The sequence below is a fragment of the Cellulosimicrobium sp. ES-005 genome (genome assembly GCF_040448685.1).
GTDB lineage: Bacteria > Actinomycetota > Actinomycetes > Actinomycetales > Cellulomonadaceae > Cellulosimicrobium > Cellulosimicrobium cellulans_G.
Genome location: NZ_CP159290.1, coordinates 1,804,801 through 1,830,608, shown reverse-complemented (window position 1 = coordinate 1,830,608; position 25,808 = coordinate 1,804,801). Strand labels below are relative to the sequence as shown.

Below are 25,808 nucleotides of genomic sequence, written 5' to 3'. Positions count from 1 at the left end.
CGCGCGCCTCACGTCCCGTCGTCGCCCGCGTCGAACACCTCGCGGTAGAGACGCCCCGCCTCGTCGACGACCTGCGGGTCGACCGACGCCGCGGGCACGACGCCCACGAGCAGGGGCTCGCAGTCGGGCCCGCGCCCCGCGACCTCGCCGGTGAGCAGCCAGGGGAAGCGCTCGGGCGTCAGGAGGTGCGCGTACTGGCAGAGCTGGCGCGCGACCCAGTGCTCGACGGGCCGGTCCCACCACGGCTCGGGGTTCATCGGGTTGACGCTGAGGCCCGGCAGCAGGCAGCCGCTCTCGTGGTCGCGGCTCACGGTCGCGCGGTCCTGCGCGGGCCCACCGCTGAACCGGACGTAGAGGGGGTCCACGACCGCGACGAGCTCGGCGACCTCCGCCAGGCTCCGCAGGCGCGGCAGGGCGTCGAGCGCGCTCGTCTCCTCGGGCACCGTGTCCTCCTGACGGACGTGGCTGCGTGCCGGTCGGCCCCTTCTCGACCGCGTCCTGACGACGTCCCCGCCCGGGTCCGCCGCCGACACGGCCAGGCTACGAGGGCCTCGCGTCGCAGGCACCCCGGGACCTGCGAGCGCCGCGGCGCCGTGCGACGGTGGCAGGACCGCGCCTTCCCGGCGCGGCACCGACCAGCCGGCACCCCACCAACCGGCACGCAGCAGCCAGCAACCAGCACCCAGCAGCCAGCCAGCACCCAGCAGCCAGCCAGCACCGACCGAGGAGGCCGACATGAGCGAGAACGACGAGCGCGGCTACGACCCCGCCGAGGACCCCGACGCCGACCCCCGGTCGCTCAACCCTCGCGAGGGGCGCCACGCGAGCGGCTCCGGCGCGGACGACGAGACGGACACCGACGCCGACCCCGGGAACGTCAACCCGCGCACCGGCGGCGCGGCGTCCGGCGACGGCTGAGGCGCGCGCGAGCGCTACCGCGACCCGCCTACGCGACCGCCGGGGCGGGCGTCGGCGTGGGCGCCACCGCCTCGCCCGGGGCCGTCTCCCCGCGGAGCCCGAACCGCAGGCCCAGGTGGTCCATCGTCGGCGGGAGCGGGTCCCGCGCGAGGTAGCGCCCCCGGCCGACGACGAGGTCGAGGCGGGCGACGCGCACGAGCGTGTGCGACGCCAGGAGGAGCACCACGTTGCGGCCCGGGCAGGACACCGGGCCGCCGCTGAACGGGACGAGCCCCCAGTCGGCGTCGGCCCGGCCGTCGAGCCACGCCTCCGGCGTGAACGCGTCGGCGAACGACAGGCGCCCGGGGTCCCGGTGGAAGTACGCGCTGAGCACGACGAACCCCGTCCCCGCCGGGAAGGTGCGCGCGCCCCAGCGCACCGGACCCGTCGCGTCGCGCAGGATCGCGAGCGTCGTGGGCCACAGCCGGACCGACTCCAGCACGCACCCCCGCGCGTACGGCAGCACGGCGGGCCCACGTCCGGTCGTGACCGGCTCCGCGAGGAGGCGCTCGCGGACGACCGGGCGAGCGGACGCCACGGCCAGCGCGCGGAACGTGGCGGCGCCCGCGGCGTCGAACGCGAAGAGCCAGTGGGGGATCTGGCGGCGCACGGCGTCCGCCCCGTCCCTGTCACGCCCGCGCGCGGCGAGGGTGCCCGGCTCGGCCACGGCGACGTGCTCGGCGATCCGGCGTTCCAGGGCCGCCCGCAGCCACGGGCGGCGCGGCCGGAACCAGGACCAGTTCCCGTCACGGCGCAGCGCGTCGAGGACGGCGACGAGCCGCTCGTCGTCCCGGGCCGCGCGCCCGAGGACGACGGTGCGGACCACACGCCACCACGAGGCCGCGAACGTGTCCCAGTCGAGTCGGCCCGACGCCTCGACCGTCGCGACGAGGTCTCGCGCCTCCCGCTCGACCGCCGCGACCAGGGCGTCGCCGTCGTGGTGCACGGGCTCGGACGTGTCGAGCACCGCCTCGTTCTCGGGACGGCGCTCGCGTCGTGCCTCGGGCGGGGAGATCAGGACGCCGTCGGGCTGGAAGTGCCCGAGCGCCCCCCGCTTCTCCCACGCCGCCGGGGTGAACGGCGCCGGCGACCCGACGAGGATCCGCTCGACGTGCTCGGGCCGGGTGGCCAGGACGAGCCGGCGCGCACCGAGCCGGACCACGAGCGGAGCCCCGTGGTACCGGGAGCGCAGGCGGTCCAGCAGCCGGCGGGCCGTGCGGTCCACCTGGCGACGCTCCGCCCACGCGGTCGCGCGGGGACGGCGCACGATCGCGCCCTGGGCGACGAGCGGACCGAGCACGTCCCGCAGGACGAGCCCGGTCTCGCGCGTCGTGAGGTCGACCGGCGTGTCGGTCATGCGCCCGTCCCGAGGACGGCGGCGGTCAGGGGCACCCCGCTCAGTCCTTGTGCAGGGCGTCCTTGACGGCGCCCTTGGCCTTGTCGAGCGTCGACGGCGTGCGCGTCGTGCCGTGGAACCGCTCGTCGGGGATCGTGGGCGGCGGCATCGGCACGCCTGCGGGCGGCTCCGCGACGTAGGTGAACTCGCCCTTGCCGTCCGGGGTCGGGCCGCTCGCCCAGCGTCCCTCGGACGCGTGCTCGCCGTCGGAGAAGTTGATGTACTGGTACGCGACGTCGCGGTCCTCCTTCGAGAGCGGGAACGTGCTGGGCACGGGCAGCTCCTCGACGCCCTCGTCGCGCAGCTCCTGCGCCGCGGCGAGCCACTGGTTCTGGTGCATCGTGTCGCGCGCGAGCAGGAAGGCCAGGAGGTCCTTGACCCCCGCGTCGTCGGTCATGTGGTAGAGCCGGGCGACCTGCAGGCGGCCCTGCATCTCGGCGTTCGCGTTCGCCGTGAAGTCGGCGAGCAGGTTGCCGCTCGCGGTCACGTAGCCCGCCGACCACGGGTTCCCGTTCGAGTCGACCGGCCGGGCGCCCGCGCCCGCGACGATCGCCTGCTGCGGGTCGGTCCCGCCGACGATCGCGGCCACGGTCGGGTCGTCCTGCACCGCGCCCTCGACCAGGCCGACGGGCGCCTTCTCCAGGAGCTGCGCGATCATCGTCGCCAGCATCTCGACGTGACCGAACTCCTCGGCGCCGATGCCGTAGAGCAGGTCGCGGTACTTGCCCGGGAGGTGGGAGTTCCAGGACTGGAAGCCGTACTGCATCGCGACGGTGATCTCGCCGTACTGCCCGCCGAGCACCTCCTGGAGCTTGCGGGCGTAGACGGCGTCCGGCCGGTCGGGCGTGGCCTGGTGCTGGAGCTCTTGACGGTGGAAGAACATGGTCTCTCCCTCGAGGAGGTCGGCCCTCACCACGCGGCGTGCGCGGAGGACCACGGCACGCGCCCCGTTCTCGACGCGTCGAGCGTCCCACCAGCGTGGAGCCCTCCGGTCCCGGTCGCATCTGGGCGGGGCACGCCCGACGCGGCGTCGCCGGGCTCCTCGGCGACGTGCGTCGGAGGTCGCGCGCGCGAGCGCGGCCGGACGTGCCTACGGTCGACCCAGGGCTTCGAGAACGGGAGCGCGACGACACGAGGAGCCCCAATGTCCGAGCCGCGCAGCAGCACCACCATCCCGGACGACGCCGGCACCCCCGTCCTCCTGCGCCTCGCGCGGCGGCTCGAGGACTCGACCGCGCTCGACGACCTCTCCAGCGCCGTCCGCGGCGTGGCGCTCGCCGTCGTCCCCTCCCACGGTCGGCTGCGCGAGGAGCTGCACGGCCGCTCGCTGGGCCACGCGCTCCACGCGACCCTCACCGACGTCCCCGTCGGCCTGTGGACCAGCGCCGCCGTGCTCGACCTCGTCGGGGGCGAGCGGAGCGCCCCGGCGGCGCAGCGGCTGGTCGGGCTGGGCGTGCTGGCCGTCGCGCCGACGGCACTGACCGGTCTCGCCGACTACCTCGACGTCGACCGGCGTGCCCGACGCGTCGGCGCGGTGCACGCGGCGCTCAACACCGGCGTCTCGCTGCTCTACGGGACGTCGTGGCTGCTGCGCCGCGGCGGGCGGCACCGGGCCGGGGTCGCGGTCTCGACGCTCGGCTACGCCGTCGCCGGGGCGAGCGCGTTCCTCGGCGGGCACCTCGCCCAGGCGCTGCGGGAGCCGCCCGCGGAGGTCGCGCTCGGCGACGACGACGCCCCGGACCTGCCGTGACCGCGGCACGACCCGCCCGGCGTGCGCTGCCGCCGGCGGACCGCGGCGCCGCCCTCGTGACCGGCGGGACGAGCGGGATCGGGCGCGCGCTCGCGGTCGAGCTCGCCCGCCGCGGGGACGACGTGCTCGTGGTCGCGGACCGCGACGTCGAGCCCACGGTGCGCGACCTCGCCGTGCACGGCGGCGCGCACGAGGGACTGGCGGTCGACCTGGCGACGCCCCGCGGGGTCGAGACGACCGCCCGGCGCGCTCGCGACCTCGGCGTCTCGACCGTCGCCCTCAACGCCGGGGTCGGCGTGCACGGCGCGTTCGCGCGCACCCCGCTCGAGGACCAGCTGCGCCTCCTGGACCTCAACGTGCGCTCGGTGGCGCACCTGACGCACCTGCTCCTGCCGGACCTCCTGGCGGAGGGCCGCGGCCGGATCCTCGTCACGTCGTCCGTCGCCGGGGAGATGCCCGCCCCGCACTTCGCCGGGTACGCCGCCTCGAAGGCGTTCCTGCGCTCCTTCGCGTGGTCGCTGCGCGGCGAGCTCGCCGGGACGGGCGTCACCGTCACCGCGCTCTTGCCGGGCCCGACGCGCACGCCGTTCTTCCGGGAGGCGGGGATGGAGCGCACCCACGTGGGCCGCCTGCCCAAGCCGCGAGCGGCGACCGTGGCGCGGCGGGCGGTGGACGCGCTCCTCCGCGGGAACCCCGAGGTGGTCACGGGCGTCCAGGGCGGCGTGATGCTCGCCGCCGCGCGGGTGCTGCCCCAGCCGGCCCGCGCCGCGTTCCACGGCTGGTTCTACGCGCCCGTCCCGGCCTCGCTCGCCTTGGCGGGGCCGTCGTCGTCACCGCTGCGGTAGCCGTTGACCTTGTGCGTGCCGTCGCACCACGGCGGGATGGCCGTGCCGCCGCAGCGGCACAGCGCGACGGTCGCGCGGTGCCGCTCGATCTCGTGCCCCTCCTGGTCGACGAGGCGGGCGGGGCCGCGCACGAGCAGCGGGCCGTCGGGGCAGGCCGTCACGACGACCTCCTCCGCGTGCCCGCGCGGTTCGCCCGTCATCGCGACCCCGCCCCGGTCGCGCGCCGCAGCGCGGCCACCGAGTGCGCGGCGCAGCGGATCCGCGTCCCGCGGTAGGGCACTCCCCCACGGAGGCGCCACGCGAGCGCGACCCACACGCACACCGCGCGCTCCAGCAGCCACGCGGGCGCCCAGAGGGCCGCCGTCGGGCGCCACGCGGCGGCTCCCCCGGCGGTGCGCCGCCCGACCTCCGCGACGAGGACCGCGCTCCCGAGCACGACCAGGACCGCGGCCGTCCCCGCCGCGCGTCGTGCGCCGTCCGAGCGCGCCGCCCCGACGACGCACGCGGCCAGGAGCGGCGCCAGCGCGAGCTCGGCGACCAGGCGCGCGGGCTGGGCGAACGAGTCGTACGCCTGCCGCACGCGCTGCTCGAGGAACGCGCCGACGCCGGGCGGCCGGCGGACGACGACGAGGTCCGGACGGTGCGCGACGCGCCCGCCCCGGGCCAGCACGGTGCGCTCGAGCTCGAGGTTCTCGAACAGCACCCGGGCGTCGTACCCCCGCGGCCCGAGCGCGTCACGGCGCAGCACGAGCGTCCCCGCCCAGTCGTGGCCGAGCGCACGGTTCACGAGCGAGCGCGCGGTGTCCCACCGCGCGTGCCACGGCGCCGGGTCGAACACGTTCTGCGGCACGACGACGTCCGCCTCGTCGAGGGCCGCGAGCGCCCGGTCGAGCGTCGGGGCGTCCCACCGCACGTCGTCGTCGGCGAGGACGACCGCCGGGGTGGTCGCCGCGGCGAGGCCGGCGAGGACGCCGACGACCTTGCCGTTGCACCCCGGCGGCGGCGCGGTGACCGCGACCGTCCGGACGGCGTCGCCCCACGACGCCGCGTGGAGCGCGCGCACGGGGGCCGGCAACCCGTCGGCCACGACGACGTGCACGTGGCGCACGAGGTCCCCGAGGTACCGGGACAGCTCGATCGTCGCACACGCGTCGAACCGGTCGCGGCGCAGCGGGAGCACGTAGGTCGCGTCACGCACCGGGCGCGTCACCGCCCTCGGCGGCCCTGCTCGACGACCGGCTCGACGACCGGCTCGACGACGGGCTCGACGCCTGGTCCGGCAGGGGCGGGTCGAGCGGCGCGCGCAGCGCGGACTCGCCCGCCTGCCAGCGCTCGAGCACGTGCGCGGCGACGTCGCCCTCGACGGCGAGGCACGCGGCCGCGCCGAGCAGGACGTCGTCGCGCAGCGCGGGCTCCTGCTCGGCGAGGCCGCCGGCCAGGTCGCGCGCGGCGATCTGCTCGTGGACCGCGTCCGCCTCCACGTGCTCGTCGAAGTACCAGGTCGTGTCAGCGTCGTGGCCCAGGCGCCGGAACCCGTTGCCGTAGAGGCGGCTGGGCACCGACGACGTCATCTCGAACGCCGCGAGGTGCCCGACGACCGCGCCCCGCAGCCGGCGGTGCAGGCCGAACAGGGACATCGTGTTGACCGCCGCGAGGACCACCGCGGGCACGGCGTCGACGTAGCGCCCGTAGGTGTCGTCGAGCCCGACGCCGCGCATCGCCCGCGCGAAGAGCTCCGCGTGCATCCGGCCGGGTCGACCGCCGCCGTACTCGTCGGCCTGGATCTCCACGAGCGCGGCCTTGGGCGTCCCGGCGAGCCGCGGCACCGCCCACGTGTGCGGGTCGGCCTCCTTGAGCTGGTACAGCGACTTGAGCGCCAGCAGCTCGCGCACCTGCTCCGCGTCCGCGCGCTTGGCGACGTAGCGCGACAGGCTCGGGCCGTCGTCGGCGGCGAGCTCGAAGAGCCGGCGGGCCACCCCCGCGGCGTCCGTCTCCGTGCACGCCGGCCGGCCCGCGCGCTCGCGCACGGCGGCCTCGAAGGGGACCTCCAGGCGCGCGCGGACGGCCAGCAGCGCCGGAGCCCACTCCCACGCGTCGTCGACGCCGTCCACCCCGCGGTAGTGCAGCTCGTAGAGGACCGTCAGGGCGAGCTGCACGTCGTCGTCGCGCAGGACCCGCCCGGCGGCGGCGTCCAGGGCGACCGGGATGGCGTCCCGGACGGGACGCAGCCGCTCGGCCGCGTCGTCCCCGGGCGGGCCGTCGACGAGAGCCCTCACGAGCGCCGCGGTCAGCGGACCGCGCGGTCGCGGCAGCGGCAGCCGACCCGTGCCCGGCGCCGCGAGGGCGTCGGGCACGGGCTCGGTCGCCGCACGTGCGGTCGCGGACGCCGGTGCGGCGGGCGCGGTCTGGGCGGGGACGGCGGTGGAGGTCATGCTGGGGGCTCCTCGCGCTCGCGCGGACGGCGCCCCTGCTCGACGCCACCGCCATGCTCCCCAGGGTCGGCCGCGCTCGCGAGCCGGGACGCGGCTCGTGCCGGCCCCGTCGCCGCCTCAGCCCTGCTGGGACCCCTGCGGTGACGTGGCGGACGTCCCGTGCCGCGTGAGCTCGGCGAGGAAGCGGTGGCACTGCTGGGCACGCTCGGAGTCCTCCGCCATGACCTTCTCGAAGAAGGCGGCGATCTCCTCCTTGCCCGCGTTGCGGGCGTCCCGCACGTACTGGCCGTAGTCGTGCCCGGCCTTGAGCGAGTGGTACTGGACCGAGATGAGGTCGAACGTGACGTCGTCGAACCCGGTCTCTCCTGTGGCCATGATCGTGGACCTCCTGCGCCCCGAGGGCGCCGTACGGCCGGGCGGCGCCCGGCACGGTGGCGGCCGGCTGCTCGACCGCTCCCACCGTCGCAAGGCCGCGGGCGCTCGCAACCGGGGGCCCGGGGGGTGCGCCCCGGTTGTGTGCGGACGACCCCGGCCTACCGTGAGAGGTGGTCCAGGAGGTGGCCGTACCGGCGGAGCGAGAGCCCGGCACGGCCTCTCTGCTCCGTCGCCAGTCACGCCGCACGAGCGCGGCGACGACGACGGGAGTCCGACCATGAGCGAGACGAACGTGCCGTACGGCTCGGGGCCCGGTTCGCCGGGTGCCGGGACGACGCAGGGAACCGGCGAGAGCGGCAGCGCCGCGACCGGGGTGAAGGAGCGCGCGAGCGAGGCCGCGTCCCACGTGGGCGACGCGGGCCGCGACGTCGCGCAGGACGCGAAGGAGAAGGCGCGCGACGTCGCGCACGAGGCGACGGACCGCGCGCGCGGCCTGGTCGACCAGACGAGGACCGAGCTCAGCGCGCAGGCGCGCACGCAGCAGGAGCGCCTCGCGGGCGGGCTGCGGTCCCTCGGCGACGAGCTCCGCCAGATGGCGGACGGCACCGAGGACCCGGGCTACGCCACCGACCTGGTGCGGCGCGCCGGGGACGTCACCGGGCAGGTGGCGCAGTGGTTCGAGGACCGCGAGCCCTCGTCCGTGCTGCACGAGGTCGAGAGCTTCGCCCGGCGTCGTCCGGGCACGTTCCTCCTCCTCGCCGCCGGCGCGGGCCTCCTGGTCGGGCGGCTCGTGCGCGGCATGAAGGACGCGCCGGGCGCCGGCTCGGACCGCGGCGACGGCGCGTCCGGCGCGGGCACGTCGGGGACGCGCGGCGCGCACGCCGCGCCGGTCGGCACGTCGACCGGCAGCACGGGGACGACCGGGACCGCGGGACTCGCCGGGACCACGGGGTCGACCGGCACCACGGGCCTCGGTGGTACGGCCGGCACGAGCGGGACCGGCACCGCCGGGACGACGGGGACGCGGGGCGAGCCCGACATCGGGACCGCCGGGGCGTACCCGGGCCTCGCGAACGACCGGCTCGACCAGGACCCGGACGTCGCGACCTCGGCCGAGGGGGACCCGACGCCGCCGACGTTCCCGCCGACGACGTCCGGCACGGGCGCCGGCCGACCGGGAGGTGGCCCCGATGTCGTCCGTCCCTGACCCGTTCGCCGCGGCGCACACCGCCCGGCACACGGCGGGCAGCGGGCCCGACCCGGGCGCCCCGCCCGCCCCGGCGACCGCCGCGGGCGCGGCCGGCCCGACGGGGACCGGCGAGCAGCAGAGCCTCGGCGAGCTCGTCGCCGAGGTGAGCCGTGACCTGTCGACCCTCATGCGCCAGGAGGTCGAGCTCGCCAAGGCCGAGGCCAAGCAGTCCGCGCAGCGCGCCGGGAAGGGCGCCGGCATGCTCGCCGGTGCCGGGGTGGCGGGCCACATGGTCCTGCTGTTCCTCTCCGTGGCGCTGTGGTGGGCGCTCGGCGCCGTCATGGGCCGCGGCTGGTCGGCCGTCGTCGTCGCGGTGCTGTGGGCGATCGTCGCCGCGGTCCTCGCGGCGCGCGGACGCACGGAGCTGCGCACGGTCGAGGGCATGCCCGAGACCACGGACACCCTCAAGAAGATCCCGAACGCCGTCCGAGGACACGAGGAGAAGAACTCATGAGCACCAGCGATCCGGAGGAGATCCGGGCCGACATCGAGCGCACGCGGACCGAGCTGAGCCGGGACGTCGACGCCCTCGGGGAGAAGGTCAAGCCCGGCAACGTGGCGCGACGCCAGGTGGACCGGGTGCGGTCCGGCGTGACGAGCGTCAAGGACCGGGTCATGGGCACGGCGCACGACACGACGGACTCCGCCCGCGACGCGTCGCACGGCGTCGCCGAGCGTGGCCGCGAGGCGGCGTCGTCGGTCGCCGACTCGGCGCGCAGCACCGCGTCCTCGGTCGCCGAGACCGTGGGCTCCGCGCCGCGCGCGGTGCGCGAGCAGACGCAGGGCAACCCGCTCGCCGTCGGGCTCGTCGCGTTCGGTGTCGGCCTCGTCGTCGCCTCGCTCCTCCCGTCCAGCCGCGCCGAGCAGCGCGCCGCCGTCGGCGTCAAGGAGAAGGCGGCCCCGCTCGTCGAGGACGTGAAGTCCACCGCGCAGGAGGTCGTGCAGGACCTCAAGGAGCCCGCGAAGGAGGGCGCCGAGGCCGTCCGCGACGCCGCGAAGGACGCCGCGCAGTCCGTCGGCCAGCACGGCAAGGAGGCCGCGGCCGACGTCCGCGACCAGGTCCGGGAGGGCTGAGCCCGACGCACCGACGGCCCGGGAGACGAGACCTCGTCTCCCGGGCCGTCGTCGACCTTCCTGCACACCACGTCGTGACCCGATGCACGGGGGCACGACGTGCGGCGACCGGTCCGGCGGAGGCGCTCAGTCGACGCGGAGGCTGACGGTCGCACCGCGGACGACGGGGCGCAGCTCGACCCCCGGGAGCTCCGGCGATCGCGCGAGGAAGTCGCGCAGCGGGCTGCGGAAGACCCCGTAGTCGTCGTAGTGGACCGGCACCACGAGCGGCACCCCGACCCGCCGCACCAGGTCGGCGCCCTGGACGTCGTCCATCGTCACCGTCCGGCCGAGGATCCGCGTCCCGCCGAGGTGCGCGACGACCGAGTCGAGGTGCGGGAAGGCGTGCGCGACGACGTCGACGTGGTCGCCGGTGAGCGTGTCGCCCGTGACGTAGACCTGGGTCTGTCGGTCGCCGTCCACGCGGTGGGTGTAGACGGTGCCCATGACCTCCGGCAGGAGCGAGCGCAGGACGCCGCGCGCGTGGATCGCCGGGACCGACTCCACGTCGAGCGTCTCCTTGCCCGAGCGGAACGTCTCGATCGTGCCGGTCGGCATGCCGACCGTCGCGAAGTGGTGCCGCGCCAGGCGCCGCGCCGCGGACGGCGTGGTGAGGAGCGGCACCTGCCTCGTCAGGCCGCGCCGCGCGACGCGGTCGAAGTGGTCGCCGTGCAGGTGGGACAGGACGATCGCGTCGAGCGGCGGGAGGCCCGTCGGGCCGATCGCGGGCTCGGTGCGCCGCCGCGACGCGAGACCCTTGCCGAGGTAGGCCCACTGGCCGCGGTGCAGGAAGTTGGGGTCGGTGAGCACGGTGAAGCGTCCGAACCGCAGGAGCGCGGTCGCCGTCCCGCCGAACGTGAGCGTCGCGTTCGCGCGGCTCACGGCTCCCCCAGCGCTTCGAGGTGGACGGCCTTGCGGACGGTCATCTCGTCGAGCAGGTCCGGCCCGTATCCCGCTCCCCCGCCGCTGCCGCGGCGCGGGTCGGCCGACCCGCCCGGCGCGCCGCCGAACACCGCGTTGACCTTGACCGTGCCGACGTCGAGCACGTCGGCCGCGCGCAGCGCGTGCGCGAGCGACGGCGTGAGCACCGTCGCCGCGAGCCCGTAGGCCGACGCCGACGCCCGGCGCAGCGCCTCGTCGAAGTCCGCCACGCGCACGACCGGCGCGACGGGCCCGAACGTCTCGACGGTGAGCAGGTCGACGTCGTCCGGACACCGGTCGAGCACGGTCGGCGCGTAGTACGACCCGGGACGGTCGAGCCGGCGCGCACCGGTCACGGCGCGGGCGCCGGCCGCGAGCGCTCCCTGGACGTGCGCGTCGACGACGGCGAGCTGGTCCTCGTCCACGAGCGGGCCCATCGTCGTCGCGTCGTCGCCCGGGTCGCCCACCACGACCTCGTGCGCGAGGCGCGCGAGCTCGGCGACGACGGCGTCCGCGACCTCCTCGACGACGTAGGCGCGCTCGACCGCGGTGCAGAGCTGCCCGCCGTTGGTGAACGCGCCCGTCGCGATCTGGCGCGCGGCGACGACGGGGTCCACGCCCGCGTCGACGACGAGCGGGTCCTTGCCGCCGTTCTCGAGCAGCGCCTTCGCCCCGCGCGCCCCGGCGACCGCCGCGATCCGGCGCCCCGCGGCCGTCGAGCCGACGTGCGCGACGAGCGCGACGCCGTCGTGCCCGACGAGCGCCTCCCCGGTCGCCCCGTCCCCGCTGACGACGCGCAGCACGTCCGCGGGCAGGGCCGCGGCCACGAGCTCGGCCAGGCGGACCCCGGGGGCGTCGCTGCGCTCGGACGGCTTGTGCACGACCACGTTGCCCGTGACGAGCGCCGCGGCGAGGAGCCCGGCGGCGGCCGGGTACGGGTCGTTCCAGGGCGTGACCACCGCGACGACGCCGCGCGGCTCGCGGCGCACGACGTCGAGCGCCGCGGGGTCGCCCGCGAGCACGCGACCCGCCCGCCCGAGACCCGCGACCGCGGCCTCGTCGAGCAGGTCCGCCGCCACCTCGGCCGAGCCGCGCGCCTCGGCCTCGAGCCGCCCCGTCGTCGCCCGCAGCAGCGCGCCCAGCTCGTCGGCGGCGTCGCGCACGGACCGCGCCGCGGCGCGCAGGGCGGCGGCACGGTCGGCCGGGGCCGTCGCGCGCCACGCGGGCCACGCGGCCGCGGCGGCGCGCACGGCGGCGTCGACCTCGTCGGCCGTCGCGCACCGGACAGGGGCGGCGGGTCGCCCGGTCGCGGGGTCGGTCCGCTCGATACGGCGGTCCTCCGGGGCGCGTGCGGCGAGGTCGTCGCGCGAGGTAGTGGGGGCGGTGGACGTGGTCATGCGGGCCTCCCGGCGAGTGACACGAAGAGAACTACCCATAGGTGCGCCGTGGGCGTGCGAGAAGCGCTTCTCCGGGTGAGGGTGAAGTTCGGGGTTGCAGCAGAGCCGACCCGCACGCGTCAGGCGGTGCCCCACGTTCTCGAGGCGCACCACGAGCCTGACCCGATCCAGGGAGGCTCGCAGCCCCATGCGCGTCCTCGGTGTCAACGCCCTGTTCCACGACCCGTCCGCCGCCCTCGTCGTCGACGGGCGCGTCGTCGCCGCCGCGGAGGAGGAGCGCTTCTCGCGGCGCAAGCACGGCAAGCGACCGCTGCCGTTCGCGGCCTGGGAGCTGCCCGAGAAGGCGATGGCGTGGTGCCTCGAGGAGGGCGGGCTGCGCCCCCAGGACCTCGACGCCGTCGCGTACTCGTTCGACCCGGCGCTGGCCAAGCCCGCCGAGGAGATGGGCCTGCCGGACCCGTGGGACTGGCTGCGCGTGCAGTACGCGGAGCGCGCGCCGCAGTTCCTCGCCACCGCGCTGCCGGGCCTGTCGCCCTCGACGGTGCGGTTCGTGCCGCACGAGGTCGCGCACGCCGCGTCGGCCGCGCTCGCCTCCCCCTACCCGGTCGCGAGCGTGCTGTCGCTCGACGGCCGCGGCGAGCGCTCGTCCCACCTCGCGGGCCGCTACGACCACGGCCGCCTGGAGGTGCTGGCGAGCCAGGAGCTGCCGCACTCCCTCGGGCTGGTCTACGAGTCGCTCACCGAGCACCTGGGCTTCCTGCGGTCGAGCGACGAGTACAAGGTCATGGCGCTCGCCTCCTACGGCGAGCCGCGCTTCCTCGACGACCTGCGCGAGGTCCTCTACGCGACCGGCGACGGCGGGTTCGTCGCCGAGGTGCCCGACTGGGAGCGGTGGGCGCCCCCGCGCACCGACGACGGCACGTGGGGCACCGACCACGGCGGGCTGGCGGAGCACGCCGACCTGGCGGCCTCCGTGCAGGCCCGGCTCGAGGAGGTCCTCGTCGACCTCGCCACGTGGCTGCACGGGCAGACCGGGGACCGCGTGCTGACCATGGCCGGCGGGACGGCGCTGAACTGCGTCGCGAACTCGCGCGTCTGGCGCGAGTCTCCGTTCGAGGAGGTCTGGGTCCAGCCCGCGGCGGGCGACTCCGGCACGGCGCTCGGCGCCGCGCTCCAGCTCGCCGCGGAGGCGGGCGACACCGTGGAGCCCATGGGCTCGGCCGCGCTCGGCCGGGCGTGGGGCGACGACGCGCTCGCCCGGTGGCTCCGCACGGCGCACGTGCCGTTCACGACGCCCGACGACCTGCCCGCCGAGGTCGGACGGATCCTCGCCGACGACGGGATCGTCGCGTGGTTCGACGGCCGCGCCGAGCTCGGGCCGCGCGCGCTCGGGCAGCGCTCGCTGCTCGCGCACCCCGGACCGGTGGCGAACCTGGAACGGCTCAACGACGTGAAGGGCCGCGAGCAGTTCCGCCCGGTCGCCCCGATGGTGCTGCTGGAGGACGCCCCGGAGATCTTCTCCGGCGGCCCGGTCCCCAGCCCCTACATGCTCTTCGTGCACGACGTCGCGCCCGCGTGGCGCGAGCGCATCGCGGCCGTCGTGCACGTGGACGGCACCGCGCGCATCCAGACCGTCGACGACTCCACGCCCCGCCTCCAGGCGACGATCCGCGCGTTCAAGGACCTCACCGGGCTGCCGGTCGTCGTCAACACGAGCCTCAACACCGCGGGCCGGCCCATGGTCGACGATCCCCGCGACGCGCTCGAGCTCTTCGGCTCGGCGCCCGTGGACGCGCTCGTGCTGGGCCCGCACCTCGTGCGACGGCCGGGCGTGTTCGCCGCGCCGACGGAGGTGGAGGCATGAGCACGCCCGTCGCGCGCCCCGCCGGCGCGGTGCCGTACGCCGTCGTCGTGCCCTCGATCGGCCGCCCGTCGCTCGACCGGCTCCTGGAGACCCTCGTCGCCCAGGCCGACGGCCCGGACTCCCCGGGGCCGGCCGAGGTCGTCGTCGCGGACGACCGCCGGTTGCCGCCGCCCGGCGCGACCGCCCTGGTGCCCGACCCGCTCGACCTCGGGGGCGCCGGCCGTGCGCTCGGCGCGCGCGTCGTGCGCACCGGGGGCCGGGGCCCGGCCGCCGCGCGCAACGCCGGGTGGCGCTCGACGACCGCGCCGTGGGTCGTGCTCCTCGACGACGACGTCGAGCTCCCCGCCGGGTGGGCGCGCCACCTCGCGCACGACCTCGCGGCGGCGACGCCCCGCACCGGCGGCGTGCAGGGCCGCCTGCACGTGCCGCTGCCCGCGCACCGCCGTCCGACCGACTGGGAGCGCGGGACCGCCGGGCTGGAGCGCGCGGCGTGGGCGACCGCCGACATGGCGTACCGGCGCGCGGCCCTCGAGCAGGTCGGCGGGTTCGACGAGCGCTTCCCCCGCGCCTACCGCGAGGACGCCGACCTCGCGCTGCGCGTCCGCGAGGCGGGCTGGGAGCTCGCGCGCGGCACGCGCACGACGACCCACCCCGTGCGCCCCGCGGACGACGCGGTGAGCCTGCGCGTGCAGGCCGGGACGCGCGACGACGCGACGTTCCGCGCCCTGCACGGACCCCGCTGGCGCGAGCGTGCCGAGACGGGCCGCGGCCGCCTCGCGTGGCACGTCGCGACCGTCGCCGCCGCCGCCGTCGGCGTCGGCGGGCTCCTGGCACGCCGCCCGCGCGTCGCCGCGCTCGGCGCCCTCGCCTGGGCCGGTCTCACCGCCCGGTTCCTGGGCCGCCGCCTCGCGCCGGGGCCGCGTCCGGGCGACGACGCGTTCGGGCCCGAGCTGCGGCGCATGGCGTGGACGAGCGCCGCCATCCCGTTCGCCGCGGTGCGGCACCGCGTCGTGGGCACGCTCGCCGCCCGACGCGGGCTCGAGCCCTGGCCGCCGCGGCTCGCGGCCGTGCTGCTCGACCGCGACGGCACGCTCGTGCACGACGTCCCGTACACCGGCGACCCCGCGGCGGTGCGTCCCGTGGACGGCGCCCGCGCGGTGCTCGACGACCTGCGGGACCGCGGGGTCCGGCTCGGCGTGGTGTCCAACCAGTCGGGCGTCGGGCGCGGGCTCCTCACGCGCGCGCAGGTCGACGCCGTGAACGCGCGGGTCGAGGAGCTGCTCGGCCCGTTCGACACGTGGCAGGTGTGCCCGCACGCGCCCGACGACGGGTGCGCGTGCCGCAAGCCCGGCCCGGGCCTGGTGCTCGCCGCGGCGGCCGACCTCGGCGTCGAGCCGTGGCGGTGCGCGGTCGTCGGCGACATCGGCGCCGACGTGGGCGCGGCGCTCGCCGCGGGCGCGACGCCGGTCCTCGTGCCGACGCCTCTGACCCGCCCCGAGGAGGTCGCCGCCGCGCCGGTCGTCGCGGCCGACCTCGCCGGGGCCGTCCGCGCGCTCGACGGCCGCCTGCCCGGCGCCGCCACCCCCACCGACGCCGACCCCACCGACGCCGACCCGGACGCGGCCGACACGCCGGACGCGTCCCGGACCAGGGAGCGTGCCGCGTGAGCGCCGACGTCCTCGCGGTGCGCCTCGACAGCGACGGCGACGTCCTCCTCACCGGCCCGGCGGTCCGGGCCATGGCGCGCACGGTCGCGCCGCGCGGCGGGCGGGTCGACGTGCTGGCCTCCCCCGCCGGGCACGCCGCGGCGGGGCTGCTCCCGGACGTGCGCGAGGTGCTCGTGTTCGACGCCCCGTGGTCCGGCTACCGACCTCCGCCCGTCGACCGCGCGCGCGTGCTCGACCTCGTCGCGACGCTCGCCGCGCGGCGCTACGCGTCGGCCGTGGTCTTCACGTCGTTCCACCAGAGCCCGCTGCCCGCGGCGATGCTCCTGCGGCTCGCCGGGGTCGAGCACGTCGCCGCGGTGAGCGAGGACTACCCCGGCTCGCTCCTCGACGTGCGCCACGCACGTCCCGACGGCCTGCACGAGGTGGAGGCCGCGCTCGACCTCGTCCGCGCGGCGGGGTTCGGCGCGCCGCCCGACGGTGACCGGCTGCGCGTGCGTCGCCCCCTCCCGGACGTGAGCGACCTCGTCCCGGCCGGGCCGTACGTCGTCGTGCACCCCGGCGCGTCCGTGCCCGCCCGCGCCCCCGCGCCCGACCACGCGCGCGACGTCGTCGCGGCGCTCGTGGCGTCGAGCCGGGAGGTCGTGGTCACCGGCGGGCCGGGCGAGACCGACCTCGCGGCCCACGTCGCCGCCGGACGCGCACGGGACCTGTCAGGGCGCACGGACCTCGCGGGGCTCGCGGCGGTGCTCGCGGGCGCGCGGTGCGTCGTCGTCGGCAACACGGGCCCCGCGCACCTGGCGGCCGCGGTCGGCACGCCGGTCGTGTCGCTCTTCGCCCCCGTGGTCCCCGCAGAGCGCTGGGCGCCGTGGGGCGTGCCGACCGTCCTGCTCGGCGACCAGGAGGCCGCGTGCCGCGGCACCCGCGCCCGGCTGTGCCCGGTGCCCGGGCACCCGTGCCTGGGCGTCGACCCCGCCGACGTCGTGGCGGCGGTCGACCGCCTCGCCGCACCGTACGTCGTCGGGACTCCTGCGCCCCGCGCGTCCCTGCCCCGGACCGTGGGGGTGACCCGATGAGGATCCTCGTGTGGCACGTGCACGGGTCGTGGGCGACGTCCTTCGTCGCCGGCGGCCACGAGTACCTGGTCCCGGTCGTCCCCGACCGCGGGCCCGACGGCCGCGGCCGCGCGCGCACCTGGGACTGGCCGCCGGGCGCGCGCGAGGTCGCGCCGGACGAGCTCGCCGACCTCGCGGCGGACGGGTCGATCGACGTCGTGGTGCTCCAGCGCCCCGAGGAGCTCGAGCTGCTGCGGCGCTGGACCGGGCTCGTGCCCGGCCGCGACGTGCCCGCCGTCTACGTCGAGCACAACGCCCCGACCGGCCACGCGGCCGCGACCCGGCACCCGCTCGCCGACCTCGACGTCGTCGAGGAGGGCCTCGTGCCGATCGTGCACGTCACGGCGTTCAACGCGCTCATGTGGGACACGGGCGACGCGCGCACGCTCGTCGTCGACCACGGCGTCCCCGACCCCGGCCCGCTGTACACCGGGGAGCGGGCGAGCGTCGGGGCCGTCGTCAACGAGCCCGTGCGGCGCTGGCGCGTCGCCGGGACCGACGTGCTCGTCGGGCTGGGGCGGCACGTGCCGCTCGACGTCTACGGCATGGGCGTCGGCAAGCTCGCCGAGCACCTCGCCGCGCCGCCCGGGGACCTCCCCCACCGGCTGCACGACGACGTCCCCCAGGCCGCGATGCACGTGCGCCTCGCGACGTCGCGCGCCTACCTGCACCCGTACCGCTGGACGAGCCTCGGGCTCTCCCTGCTGGAGGCGATGGCGCTCGGCATGCCGGTCCTCGCGCTGCCGACCACCGAGGCGCCCGTCGCGGTGCCCCCGGCCGCGGGGCTCCTCAGCGCCCGTCCCGACGAGCTCGCCGCGACCGCGCGGCGCTGGCTCGCCGACCCCGACGACGCCCGCGAGCACGGCCGGGCGGCACGCGCCCACGTGCTCCAGCACTACTCCCACGCCGCGTTCCTGCGGCGCTGGGACACGGTCCTGACGGAGGTGACCTCATGAAGATCGCGATGATCTCCGAGCACGCCAGCCCCCTCGCCGCGCTGGGCGGCGTCGACGCGGGCGGGCAGAACGTCCACGTCGCGTCGCTCGCCACCCGGCTCGGCGCCCAGGGCCACCGCGTCGAGGTGTTCACGCGCCGCGACGACGCGTCCCTCCCCGAGCGCGTGCCCCTCGCGCGCGGCGTGGACGTCGTCCACGTGGACGCCGGCCCGCCGGTGGCCGTGCCCAAGGACGACCTGCTCCCCCACATGGACGCGTTCGGCGCGGACCTGCTGCGGCGCTGGGTCGAGCCCGGGCCGCGCCCCGACGTCGTGCACGCGCACTTCTGGATGTCCGGGATCGCGGGCCTGCTGTCCGCGCCCGCGCTCGGGGTCCCCCTCGTGCAGACGTTCCACGCGCTCGGGTCCGTCAAACGCCGCCACCAGGGCGCGCACGACACGAGCCCGGCCGAGCGCGTGGCCCGCGAGCGCCTGCTGTGCCGCGCGGTCGACCGGATCGTCGCGACGTGCGCCGACGAGGTCGCCGAGCTCGTCGCGCTCGGCGCGGACCCCGACCGCATCGACGTGGTCCCCTGCGGGGTCGACCTCGGCCGCTTCCTGCCCGACGCCGACCGCTCGGACCACCTGCACCGCGAGCCCGGACGCCTGCGCCTGCTCTCGGTCGGCCGCCTCGTCGAGCGCAAGGGCGTGGACACCGTGATCGAGGCGCTCGCGGAGCTGCCGGGCGCCGAGCTCGTCGTGGCGGGCGGACCGGCCGCGGACGCCCTCGACCACGACCCCGAGGTGCTCCGGCTGCGCGCGGTCGCGGACGCGTCGGGGGTGCCGGACCGGGTGCGGTTCGTCGGCAGCGTGACCCAGGACGACGTGCGCGACCTCATGCACGCCGCCGACGCCGTGGTGTGCGACCCCTGGTACGAGCCGTTCGGCATCGTCCCGCTCGAGGCCGCCGCGTGCGGACGCCCCGTCGTCGGTGCGGCCGTCGGCGGCCTGCTCGACTCGGTCGTCGACGGGCGCACCGGCCTGCTCGTCCCGCCGCGGGACCCCGGGGCGCTCGCGGCGGCCCTCCGGCGGCTCGCCGGCGACCCGGCGTTCGCGGAGCGCCTGGGCTCGGCGGCGCGCGTCCGGGCCGAGCACCTGTACGGGTGGTCGACGGTCGCGGCCCGCACCGCCGAGTCGTACGAGCTCGTCGTGGCCGCGCGCCGCGCCGAGCCGGGGCGCGCACGGCCCGTCGTCGGTGCCCGCGCCGCGCTGCGGGCGGTGAGCGCACCGTGACGGCGCACCGGCCCGGGGGCAGCGCCGGCCCGCAGGACGCGGCGCGACGCTGGCTGCGCGAGCACGCCGCGGACCTGCACGACGGCCTCGACCTGCTCACGGCCGAGGCCGGGCGCCTCGACGCGTGGGGCGCGCGGCTCGCCGACACCGTGCTCGCGGGCGGGCGGCTGCTCGTCGCGGGCAACGGCGGCAGCGCCGCCGAGGCGCAGCACCTCACGGCCGAGCTCGTGGGGCGCTTCGACGGCGAGCGGACGCCCCTCTCGGCGATCAGCCTGCACGCCGAGACGTCGAGCCTCACCGCGATCGTCAACGACTACGGCGTCGGCGAGATGTACGCACGGCAGGTCGCCGCGCACGGGCGGCCGGGCGACGTCCTCGTGCTGCTGTCGACGTCGGGCGAGAGCGAGAACGTCGTCGCCGCGGCCCGCCGGGCGCGCGAGCTCGGCCTCACGACGTGGGCGCTCACCGGTCCGCGGGACTGCGCGCTGGCCGCCGCGTGCGACGACGTGCTCGCCCTGCGCGGGGCGTCGACGTCGTCGGTCCAGGAGCTCCACCTCGTCGTCGTGCACGCGCTGTGCGCGGCGCTCGACGCGCACGTGCGCCACCGGGAGGCGGCCGCGCGGGGCGACGCGCCCGGTGCCCCGCCCGACGGTCTGCCCGGCGAGGGGCCCGTGGACGGGCGGGCCACGCAGGATCCCGCCGCAGCGTCCGCCGCGGTCCCCCCGCCGTCGTCCACGGCAGCGCAGGGCCCGCGCGTCGTCGTGGTCGGCGACGTGCTGCTCGACCGCGACGTCGACGGCCAGGTGACGCGCTTCTCCCCCGACGGGCCCGTGCCCGTGGTCGACACGCTCGGCGTCCGGCGCAGCCCCGGTGGCGCGGGGCTGACGGCCCTGCTCGCCGCCGACGCGGCGCGCGTGCGGCTCGTCGCGCCGTTCGGCGACGACGAGGCAGGCGGCGAGCTGCGTGCGCTGCTGCGTCCGCACCTCGACGTCGTGGCGCTGCCCCAGGTGGGCACCACGCGGCGCAAGACCCGCGTGCGCTCGGGCGGGCAGACCGTCGTCCGGGTCGACGACGGCGGTCCGGCGGGTCCCGACGACGTGCCCGAGCGCTCCGTGCGGGCTGCGCTCGCGGGCGCCGACGTCGTCCTCGTCTCGGACTACGGGGCCGGCACGACGCACGCCGGCCCCGTGCGCGACGCGCTCCAGCACGCGGCCCGCGACCGGACGGTCGTGTGGGACCCCCACCCGCGCGGCGGGGCGCCCGTGCCCGGGACCGCGCTCGTCACGCCCAACCTCGCCGAGGCGCTCGACGCGGCGGAGGCCCTCGGGCTCGACGCGTGCGCCGACGACCCGGGCGGCCTGGCCCGGGCGCTCGCCGCCGCCTGGGGCGTGCGGGCGGTGTGCGTCACCGCGGGCGAGCACGGAGCGTTCGTCGCGCGCGCCGACGGGGAGCCCGCGTACGTGCCCGCGACCGTCGCGCACGGCGACCCCTGCGGCGCGGGCGACCGGTTCGCCTCGACGGTGGCGGTCGCGCTCGCCCGGGGTGCCGAGCTCGTCGAGGCGGTCGTCGCGGCGGTCGCCTCGGCCTCGGCCTGGGTCGCGGCCGGCGGCGCCGAGGGTTACCGGCGCCGCGCCGACGTCCCGGGTCGCCGCGCGCCCGACGCGGTGACGGACGGGGTGCCGGACCGCGCGCCCCGCGTCGTCGGGGCTGCCTCCGACGCGGCCTCGCCGCAGGACCCGGGCGGGCCCGAGGCGGTGGCCGCGCGGCTCCGCGCGGCGGGCGGCACCGTCGTCGCCACCGGCGGGTGCTTCGACATCCTCCACGCGGGCCACGTCGCGACGCTCGAGGCCGCGGCGCGCCTCGGCGACCACCTCGTGGTCCTCCTCAACGGCGACGCGTCCGTGCGGCGGCTCAAGGGGCCGCAGCGACCCGTCGTCGGGCAGGCCGACCGGGCCCGCGTCCTCGCCGCGCTCGACTGCGTGTCGGCCGTCGTCGTCTTCGACGAGGACGACCCGTGCTCCGCGCTCGACCGCCTGCGCCCGGACGTGTGGGCGAAGGGCGGCGACTACACCGAGGAGGCCCTGCCCGAGGCCGAGGTGGTCCGGCGCCACGGCGGGCGGGTCGTCGTCCTGCCCTACGTCGACGGCCGCTCCACGACCTCGATCCTCGAACGCTCCGGGCGGTTCGCGCCCGGGCTCCCGACCCTGACGGAGGAGACCACCGCATGACCTCGACCACCTCGACCACCCCGCAGCCCGGCCGGGCCCCGGCCCCGCGCGAGCTCGGCACCGTCTACGTCACGGGCGGCGCGAGCGGCCTGGGCGCCGCGCTCGTCGACGCCGTCACGGCGGCGGGAGGCAAGCCGGTCGTCCTCGACCGGGTCGCGCCCGCGGGCGGTGCGCCCCACGCCGTCGTCGACCTGTCCGACTCGGCCGCGGCGGCCGCGGCGGTCGCGCGCCTGGCTCTGGAGGTCGGCCCGCCCGACGCGGTCGTCACCGCCGCGGGCACCGACGCGTGCGGGCGGCTCGACGAGATCGACGTCGAGACGTGGGAGCGCGTCGTGCGCGTCAACCTCTTCGGGACGGTCGCCGTCGTGCGCGCCGCGCTGCCGTTCCTCGAGGAGCGGCGCGGGACGGTCGTCACCGTCGCGTCGACCCTCGGCCTCAAGGGCGTGTCCGACGCGACCGCGTACTGCGCGTCCAAGTTCGCCGTCCGCGGGTTCTCCCAGGCGCTCGCCGCCGAGCTCGCGGGACGCGTCGGCGTGACGTGCCTCGTGCCCGGCGGGATGCGCACCGCGTTCTTCGACGGCCGCACCGAGCAGTACAAGCCTGGCCCGGACGCCGACCTCAACGACCCGCGCGCGACCGCGGCCGCCGTCGTGACGGCGCTGCGCCAGCCGGTCGGCTGCGAGATCCGGGAGATGCTCGTCATGGCGTCCGGCGAGACGTCGTGGCCGTGACGACCGACGCCACCGGGCTCGCGCCCGACCTGCCGGGGCTCGGGGGCCAGGACGCGGGCACGGTCCTCGTGCTGCGCGCGCTCGGCCTCGGGGACGCGCTCACCGCGGTCCCGGCCCTGCGCGGCGTGCGCCGCGCCTGGCCCGGACGCCGGGTCCTGCTCGCCGCGCCGGAGGAGGTGGGCGGCTGGCTCCGCGACCTCGGGCTCGTCGACGGCGTCGTGCCCGCGCAGGGCCTCGCACCCCTCGCGTGGGTCGAGGAGTCCGAGGCGGTGTCCGGCGCCCCGCCCTCCGGGCACGTCGCCGTGAACCTGCACGGCAGCGGGCCCCAGAGCCACCGCGTGCTCCTCGACACCGCGCCCGAGCACGTCGTCGCGTTCGCGTCGCGCGAGGCGGGCGTCGCCGGGCCGGGCTGGGACCCCGACGAGCACGAGGTCGACCGCTGGTGCCGCCTGGTCACGGCCGCGGGCGGAGCGTGCTCGCGCGAGGACCTGCGGCTCGACCCGCCCGCGTCGCGCGGGCGGCACGTCGTCGTCCACCCGGGTGCGGCCTCGGGGTCCCGGCGCTGGCCCGCGGACCGCTTCGCCGCCGTCGCGCGCGACCTCGCCGTCGCGGGGCACGACGTCGTCGTCACGGGCGGCCCGGACGAGCGCGACCTCGGCGCGCGCGTCGTCGCGGACGCCACCGCGTCCCTCGCGGAGGCGACGGGCGCGACGGGCGCCGTGACCGACACCGCGGGCACGCTCGACCTGCCCGCGCTCGCCGACGTCGTCGCGACCGCGCGCCTCGTGGTGTGCGGCGACACGGGCGTCGCGCACCTCGCGACGGGGTTCGGCACCCCGTCGGTCGTCCTGTTCGGGCCGACCCCGCCGTCGGCGTGGGGCCCGGCGATCGACCCGGAGCGCCACGTCGTGCTCTGGCACGGCGGCGACGCGGCGTCCGCGCGGCCTGGTGGGCAGCCGGACGGATACCGCGGCGACCCGCACGCCGCCGCCCTCGACCCGGCGCTCGACCGGGTCACCGTCGACGAGGTCGTGGCCGCGGCCCGAGCGCTGCTCGCGGTGGCACCGCGGCGGGCCTGACCTCGTCGCCGCTGCTCACCGCCGGCTACGCCGTCGGGCTGCTCGACCGCGGCCGTCCCGCGCGGACGCCGGCGACGCCGAGCGAGCGGACGTCCCACCCCGCCGCGCGCCACCGGCCGCGGTCGACGGCGTTGCGCGCGTCGACGAGGCGAGGCGCGCGCACGACGCCGACGAGGTCGTCCGGGTCGAGGGCGCGGTACTCGTCCCACTCGGTCGCGAGGACGACGACGTCGGCCCCGGCGGCCGCCTCGCGCGCGTCGGCCGCGTACCCGAGCTCGGGGGCGGCGGCCTGCGCGAGAGCCAGCGCCTGGGGATCGGTGACGACGACGTCGGCGCCCTCGGCGGCGATCGCCCGCGCGAGCGCGAGCGCGGGAGAGCTGCGCACGTCGTCGCTGTCGGGCTTGAACGCGGCGCCGAGCACGGCGACCCGCCGGGCCGCGAGCGAGCCGCCGCACGCCGCGCGGGCGAGCTCGACCGCCCGGTCCCGGCAGCGGTCGTTGATCGCGTCGACCTCGTCGAGGAAGGACACGGCCGGCCCGACGCCGAGCTCGCGCGCCCGGGCCGCGAACGCGCGGATGTCCTTGGGCAGGCAGCCGCCGCCGAACCCGAGACCCACCCCCAGGTAGTCCCCGCCGATGCGGCGGTCCAGCGCCATCGTGCCGACGAGCGCGACGGCGTCGCCGCCCGCGGCCTCGCACACCTCCGCGACCGCGTTCGCGAACGAGATCTTCGTCGCGAGGAACGCGTTCGCCGCCACCTTGGCCAGCTCCGCCGTGGCGAGGTCGGTCACGAGGCGCGGGACGCCGTCGTCCAGGAGCCGCCCGTAGACCGCGTCGAGACGCGCCACGAGGGCGTCGCCGTCGTCGGGCACGCCGTAGACCAGCCGGTCGGGGTGCAGCGTGTCCACGACGGCGTGACCCTCGCGCAGGAACTCGGGGTTCCACGCGAGGCCGACGCCGTCGGGCAGGTCGCGGGCGAGCCGCTCCGCCGTCCCGACGGGCACCGTCGACTTGCCGACCACGACCGCGCCGGGCCGCAGGTGCGGGCGCAGCGCGGCGAGCGCCGCGTCGAGCTGCTGCAGGTCGGCCACCCCGCTCCCGGCCGACTGCGGCGTGCCGACGCACAGGAAGTGGACGTCCGAGCCCGCGGCGCGCGCGGCCTCGGTCGAGAACGTGAGGGAGCCGGGACCGTCGGAGCCGGCCAGCAGCGCCGTGAGCCCCGGCTCGAAGAACGGCGCCCGGCCCTCGGCGAGCGCGTCGACCCGGGCGCGGTCGACGTCCACCCCGACGACGTCGTGGCCGAGCCGTGCCATCGCCGCGGCGTGCACGGCCCCGAGGTAGCCGCACCCGTGCACCGAGAGCCTCATGCGTCCGCCCCTCCTGACCCCCCGGCGGCGCCGGTCGCGACCGCCACGGCAGGTCCGCGCCCTGCCTCCTCGCGGAACCACGCGACCGTGCGGGCCAGGCCCTCGGGCCAGGGCGTGCGCGCGCGCCAGCCGAGGACGCGCTCCGCGAGCGCGGTGTCGGGTCGACGGCGGCGGGGGTCGTCCTCGGGCAGGTCGACGTGGACGATCCCCGCGTCGCTGCCCGTCGCGGCGAGCACGTCCTCGGCCACGCGGGCCACGGTGAGCTCGGTGGGGTCGCCCAGGTTCACCGGTCCCGGGTGGTCCGAGCGGGCGAAGGCGAGGATCCCCTCCACGAGGTCGTCCACGTAGCAGACCGAGCGGGTCTGGGAGCCGTCGCCCGCCACGGTGAGCGGCTCGCCCGCGAGCGCCTGGCGGACGAACGTGGGCACCATGCGCCCGTCGTGGCCGCGCATGCGCGGCCCGTAGGTGTTGAAGATCCGCACGATGCCCGCGTCCACGCCGCGCGCGCGGCGGTACGCGGCCGTGGTCGCCTCGGCGAACCGCTTGGACTCGTCGTAGACGCTGCGCGGGCCGACCGGGTTCACGTGGCCCCAGTAGTCCTCGCGCTGCGGGTGCACGTCGGGGTCCCCGTAGACCTCCGACGTCGAGGCGAGCACGAACCGTGCCCCGGCCCGCCCGGCGAGCTCGAGCCCGTGGCGGGTCCCTGCCGAGCCCACGAGCAGGGTCTCGAGCGGGAGCCGCAGGTAGTCCACCGGCGAGGCGGGCGACGCGAGGTGCAGCACGAGGTCGACCCGGCCGGGGTCCGGGACGTCGATCCCCGCGCTGACGTCGGCCGCCACGAACCGGAACCGGGGCTCGTCGCGCAGCGCGTCGAGGTTGCGGACCTCGCCCGTCGACAGGTCGTCCACGCACACGACCTCCGTGCCCCGGGCCACGAGCGCCTCGCACACGTGGCTGCCTACGAACCCGGCGCCGCCCAGGACCACGGCCCGGCGCGCACGACGTCCCGTCGTGCCCGCGCCTCGCACCACCGACGTGTCGCCCATGCTCGTCTCCTCGCGACCGCGCGCGACGGGCCGACGACGCCTGGTCCCGGCCG

At 77.8% G+C, this 25,808-nt stretch carries 25 protein-coding genes; 14 read left to right on the top strand and 11 right to left on the bottom strand.

Annotation, left to right across the window (positions count from 1 at the left end):
- Window positions 1–8: 8 nt before the first annotated feature.
- Window positions 9–443 carry a DUF6098 family protein gene (locus ABRQ22_RS07960; RefSeq protein ID WP_253049817.1) on the bottom strand — a complete coding sequence of 145 codons (435 nt, stop codon included), beginning with the start codon at window positions 441–443 and terminating at the stop codon, window positions 9–11.
- Window positions 444–735: 292 nt separating this feature from the next.
- Between ABRQ22_RS07960 and ABRQ22_RS07955 the strand changes: the two genes are divergently transcribed.
- On the top strand, window positions 736–918 hold the full coding sequence (locus ABRQ22_RS07955; protein ID WP_353709152.1) for a hypothetical protein: 183 nt from the start codon (window positions 736–738) through the stop codon (window positions 916–918).
- A 28-nt stretch (window positions 919–946) separates the two neighbouring features.
- On the opposite strand, the gene ABRQ22_RS07950 is transcribed toward ABRQ22_RS07955, so the two are convergent.
- Both ABRQ22_RS07950 and ABRQ22_RS07945 read right to left on the bottom strand, forming a co-directional pair.
- Entirely contained in the window at window positions 947–2,314 is a 1,368-nt protein-coding gene (locus tag ABRQ22_RS07950) for a cytochrome P450 (RefSeq protein ID WP_353709151.1), read from the bottom strand.
- Window positions 2,315–2,354: 40 nt separating this feature from the next.
- Complete coding sequence (locus tag ABRQ22_RS07945) at window positions 2,355–3,236, bottom strand: manganese catalase family protein (RefSeq protein WP_353709150.1); 882 nt, start codon at window positions 3,234–3,236, stop codon at window positions 2,355–2,357.
- A gap of 261 nt (window positions 3,237–3,497) precedes the next feature.
- Between ABRQ22_RS07945 and ABRQ22_RS07940 the strand changes: the two genes are divergently transcribed.
- A complete protein-coding gene (locus tag ABRQ22_RS07940; protein WP_353709149.1) occupies window positions 3,498–4,103 on the top strand; it encodes a DUF2231 domain-containing protein in 606 nt (201 codons plus the stop codon).
- Window positions 4,100–4,948: an SDR family NAD(P)-dependent oxidoreductase gene (locus ABRQ22_RS07935; RefSeq protein ID WP_353709148.1), complete on the top strand. Its 849-nt coding sequence runs from the start codon at window positions 4,100–4,102 to the stop codon at window positions 4,946–4,948. Before ABRQ22_RS07940 ends, ABRQ22_RS07935 begins: the two co-directional genes overlap by 4 nt.
- Here the strand turns inward: ABRQ22_RS07935 and ABRQ22_RS07930 are convergent.
- From ABRQ22_RS07930 to ABRQ22_RS07915, 4 genes are all read right to left on the bottom strand, one after another.
- Window positions 4,888–5,148 carry a CDGSH iron-sulfur domain-containing protein gene (locus ABRQ22_RS07930; RefSeq protein ID WP_353709147.1) on the bottom strand — a complete coding sequence of 87 codons (261 nt, stop codon included), beginning with the start codon at window positions 5,146–5,148 and terminating at the stop codon, window positions 4,888–4,890. The two genes, ABRQ22_RS07935 and ABRQ22_RS07930, sit on opposite strands and share 61 nt — an antisense overlap.
- On the bottom strand, window positions 5,145–6,146 hold the full coding sequence (locus ABRQ22_RS07925) for a glycosyltransferase (protein ID WP_353709146.1): 1,002 nt from the start codon (window positions 6,144–6,146) through the stop codon (window positions 5,145–5,147). Before ABRQ22_RS07925 ends, ABRQ22_RS07930 begins: the two co-directional genes overlap by 4 nt.
- Entirely contained in the window at window positions 6,139–7,380 is a 1,242-nt protein-coding gene (locus tag ABRQ22_RS07920) for an iron-containing redox enzyme family protein (RefSeq protein WP_353709145.1), read from the bottom strand. Before ABRQ22_RS07920 ends, ABRQ22_RS07925 begins: the two co-directional genes overlap by 8 nt.
- Before the next feature lie 117 nt (window positions 7,381–7,497).
- A complete protein-coding gene (locus ABRQ22_RS07915; RefSeq protein WP_353709144.1) occupies window positions 7,498–7,755 on the bottom strand; it encodes an acyl carrier protein in 258 nt (85 codons plus the stop codon).
- A gap of 277 nt (window positions 7,756–8,032) precedes the next feature.
- Here ABRQ22_RS07915 and ABRQ22_RS07910 point away from each other — a divergent pair, with 277 nt between their 5' ends.
- The 3 genes from ABRQ22_RS07910 to ABRQ22_RS07900 are packed head-to-tail and all read left to right on the top strand — an operon-like array spanning window position 8,033 to window position 10,078.
- Window positions 8,033–8,962 carry a hypothetical protein gene (locus tag ABRQ22_RS07910; RefSeq protein ID WP_253049837.1) on the top strand — a complete coding sequence of 310 codons (930 nt, stop codon included), beginning with the start codon at window positions 8,033–8,035 and terminating at the stop codon, window positions 8,960–8,962.
- Window positions 8,946–9,458, top strand: coding sequence for a phage holin family protein (locus ABRQ22_RS07905; RefSeq protein ID WP_253049839.1), 513 nt, complete (start codon window positions 8,946–8,948; stop codon window positions 9,456–9,458). Before ABRQ22_RS07910 ends, ABRQ22_RS07905 begins: the two co-directional genes overlap by 17 nt.
- On the top strand, window positions 9,455–10,078 hold the full coding sequence (locus ABRQ22_RS07900; RefSeq protein ID WP_353709143.1) for a DUF3618 domain-containing protein: 624 nt from the start codon (window positions 9,455–9,457) through the stop codon (window positions 10,076–10,078). Before ABRQ22_RS07905 ends, ABRQ22_RS07900 begins: the two co-directional genes overlap by 4 nt.
- A 126-nt stretch (window positions 10,079–10,204) precedes the next feature.
- On the opposite strand, the gene ABRQ22_RS07895 is transcribed toward ABRQ22_RS07900, so the two are convergent.
- Both ABRQ22_RS07895 and ABRQ22_RS07890 read right to left on the bottom strand, forming a co-directional pair.
- Entirely contained in the window at window positions 10,205–10,999 is a 795-nt protein-coding gene (locus tag ABRQ22_RS07895; protein WP_353709142.1) for an MBL fold metallo-hydrolase, read from the bottom strand.
- Entirely contained in the window at window positions 10,996–12,435 is a 1,440-nt protein-coding gene (locus ABRQ22_RS07890; RefSeq protein ID WP_353709141.1) for an aldehyde dehydrogenase family protein, read from the bottom strand. Before ABRQ22_RS07890 ends, ABRQ22_RS07895 begins: the two co-directional genes overlap by 4 nt.
- A gap of 187 nt (window positions 12,436–12,622) precedes the next feature.
- On the opposite strand from ABRQ22_RS07890, the gene ABRQ22_RS07885 reads away from it, so the two are divergent.
- From ABRQ22_RS07885 to ABRQ22_RS07850, 8 genes are read left to right on the top strand one after another with little or no spacing between them, the layout of a single operon-like run.
- The gene (locus tag ABRQ22_RS07885; protein ID WP_353709140.1) at window positions 12,623–14,299 is read left to right on the top strand and encodes a carbamoyltransferase C-terminal domain-containing protein; all 1,677 of its coding nucleotides are present in this window, start codon (window positions 12,623–12,625) and stop codon (window positions 14,297–14,299) included.
- Complete coding sequence (locus ABRQ22_RS07880) at window positions 14,296–15,966, top strand: HAD-IIIA family hydrolase (RefSeq protein WP_353709139.1); 1,671 nt, start codon at window positions 14,296–14,298, stop codon at window positions 15,964–15,966. The genes ABRQ22_RS07885 and ABRQ22_RS07880 overlap by 4 nt, the downstream gene beginning before the upstream one ends.
- The gene (locus ABRQ22_RS07875; RefSeq protein WP_353709138.1) at window positions 15,963–17,039 is read left to right on the top strand and encodes a glycosyltransferase family 9 protein; all 1,077 of its coding nucleotides are present in this window, start codon (window positions 15,963–15,965) and stop codon (window positions 17,037–17,039) included. The genes ABRQ22_RS07880 and ABRQ22_RS07875 overlap by 4 nt, the downstream gene beginning before the upstream one ends.
- Window positions 17,036–18,034, top strand: a complete 999-nt coding sequence (locus ABRQ22_RS07870; protein ID WP_353709137.1) for a glycosyltransferase — start codon at window positions 17,036–17,038, stop codon at window positions 18,032–18,034. The genes ABRQ22_RS07875 and ABRQ22_RS07870 overlap by 4 nt, the downstream gene beginning before the upstream one ends.
- On the top strand, window positions 18,031–19,305 hold the full coding sequence (locus tag ABRQ22_RS07865; RefSeq protein WP_353709136.1) for a glycosyltransferase: 1,275 nt from the start codon (window positions 18,031–18,033) through the stop codon (window positions 19,303–19,305). Before ABRQ22_RS07870 ends, ABRQ22_RS07865 begins: the two co-directional genes overlap by 4 nt.
- Window positions 19,302–21,533, top strand: a complete 2,232-nt coding sequence (locus tag ABRQ22_RS07860; protein WP_353709135.1) for a PfkB family carbohydrate kinase — start codon at window positions 19,302–19,304, stop codon at window positions 21,531–21,533. The genes ABRQ22_RS07865 and ABRQ22_RS07860 overlap by 4 nt, the downstream gene beginning before the upstream one ends.
- The gene (locus ABRQ22_RS07855) at window positions 21,530–22,264 is read left to right on the top strand and encodes an SDR family oxidoreductase (protein ID WP_353709134.1); all 735 of its coding nucleotides are present in this window, start codon (window positions 21,530–21,532) and stop codon (window positions 22,262–22,264) included. The genes ABRQ22_RS07860 and ABRQ22_RS07855 overlap by 4 nt, the downstream gene beginning before the upstream one ends.
- The gene (locus ABRQ22_RS07850) at window positions 22,261–23,343 is read left to right on the top strand and encodes a glycosyltransferase family 9 protein (RefSeq protein ID WP_353709133.1); all 1,083 of its coding nucleotides are present in this window, start codon (window positions 22,261–22,263) and stop codon (window positions 23,341–23,343) included. Before ABRQ22_RS07855 ends, ABRQ22_RS07850 begins: the two co-directional genes overlap by 4 nt.
- 25 nt (window positions 23,344–23,368) lie before the next feature.
- Here the strand turns inward: ABRQ22_RS07850 and ABRQ22_RS07845 are convergent, their stop codons facing one another.
- Both ABRQ22_RS07845 and ABRQ22_RS07840 read right to left on the bottom strand, forming a co-directional pair.
- Window positions 23,369–24,709, bottom strand: coding sequence for a nucleotide sugar dehydrogenase (locus ABRQ22_RS07845; protein WP_353709132.1), 1,341 nt, complete (start codon window positions 24,707–24,709; stop codon window positions 23,369–23,371).
- Window positions 24,706–25,755 carry an NAD-dependent epimerase/dehydratase family protein gene (locus ABRQ22_RS07840; RefSeq protein WP_353709131.1) on the bottom strand — a complete coding sequence of 350 codons (1,050 nt, stop codon included), beginning with the start codon at window positions 25,753–25,755 and terminating at the stop codon, window positions 24,706–24,708. Before ABRQ22_RS07840 ends, ABRQ22_RS07845 begins: the two co-directional genes overlap by 4 nt.
- Window positions 25,756–25,808 lie beyond the last annotated feature (53 nt).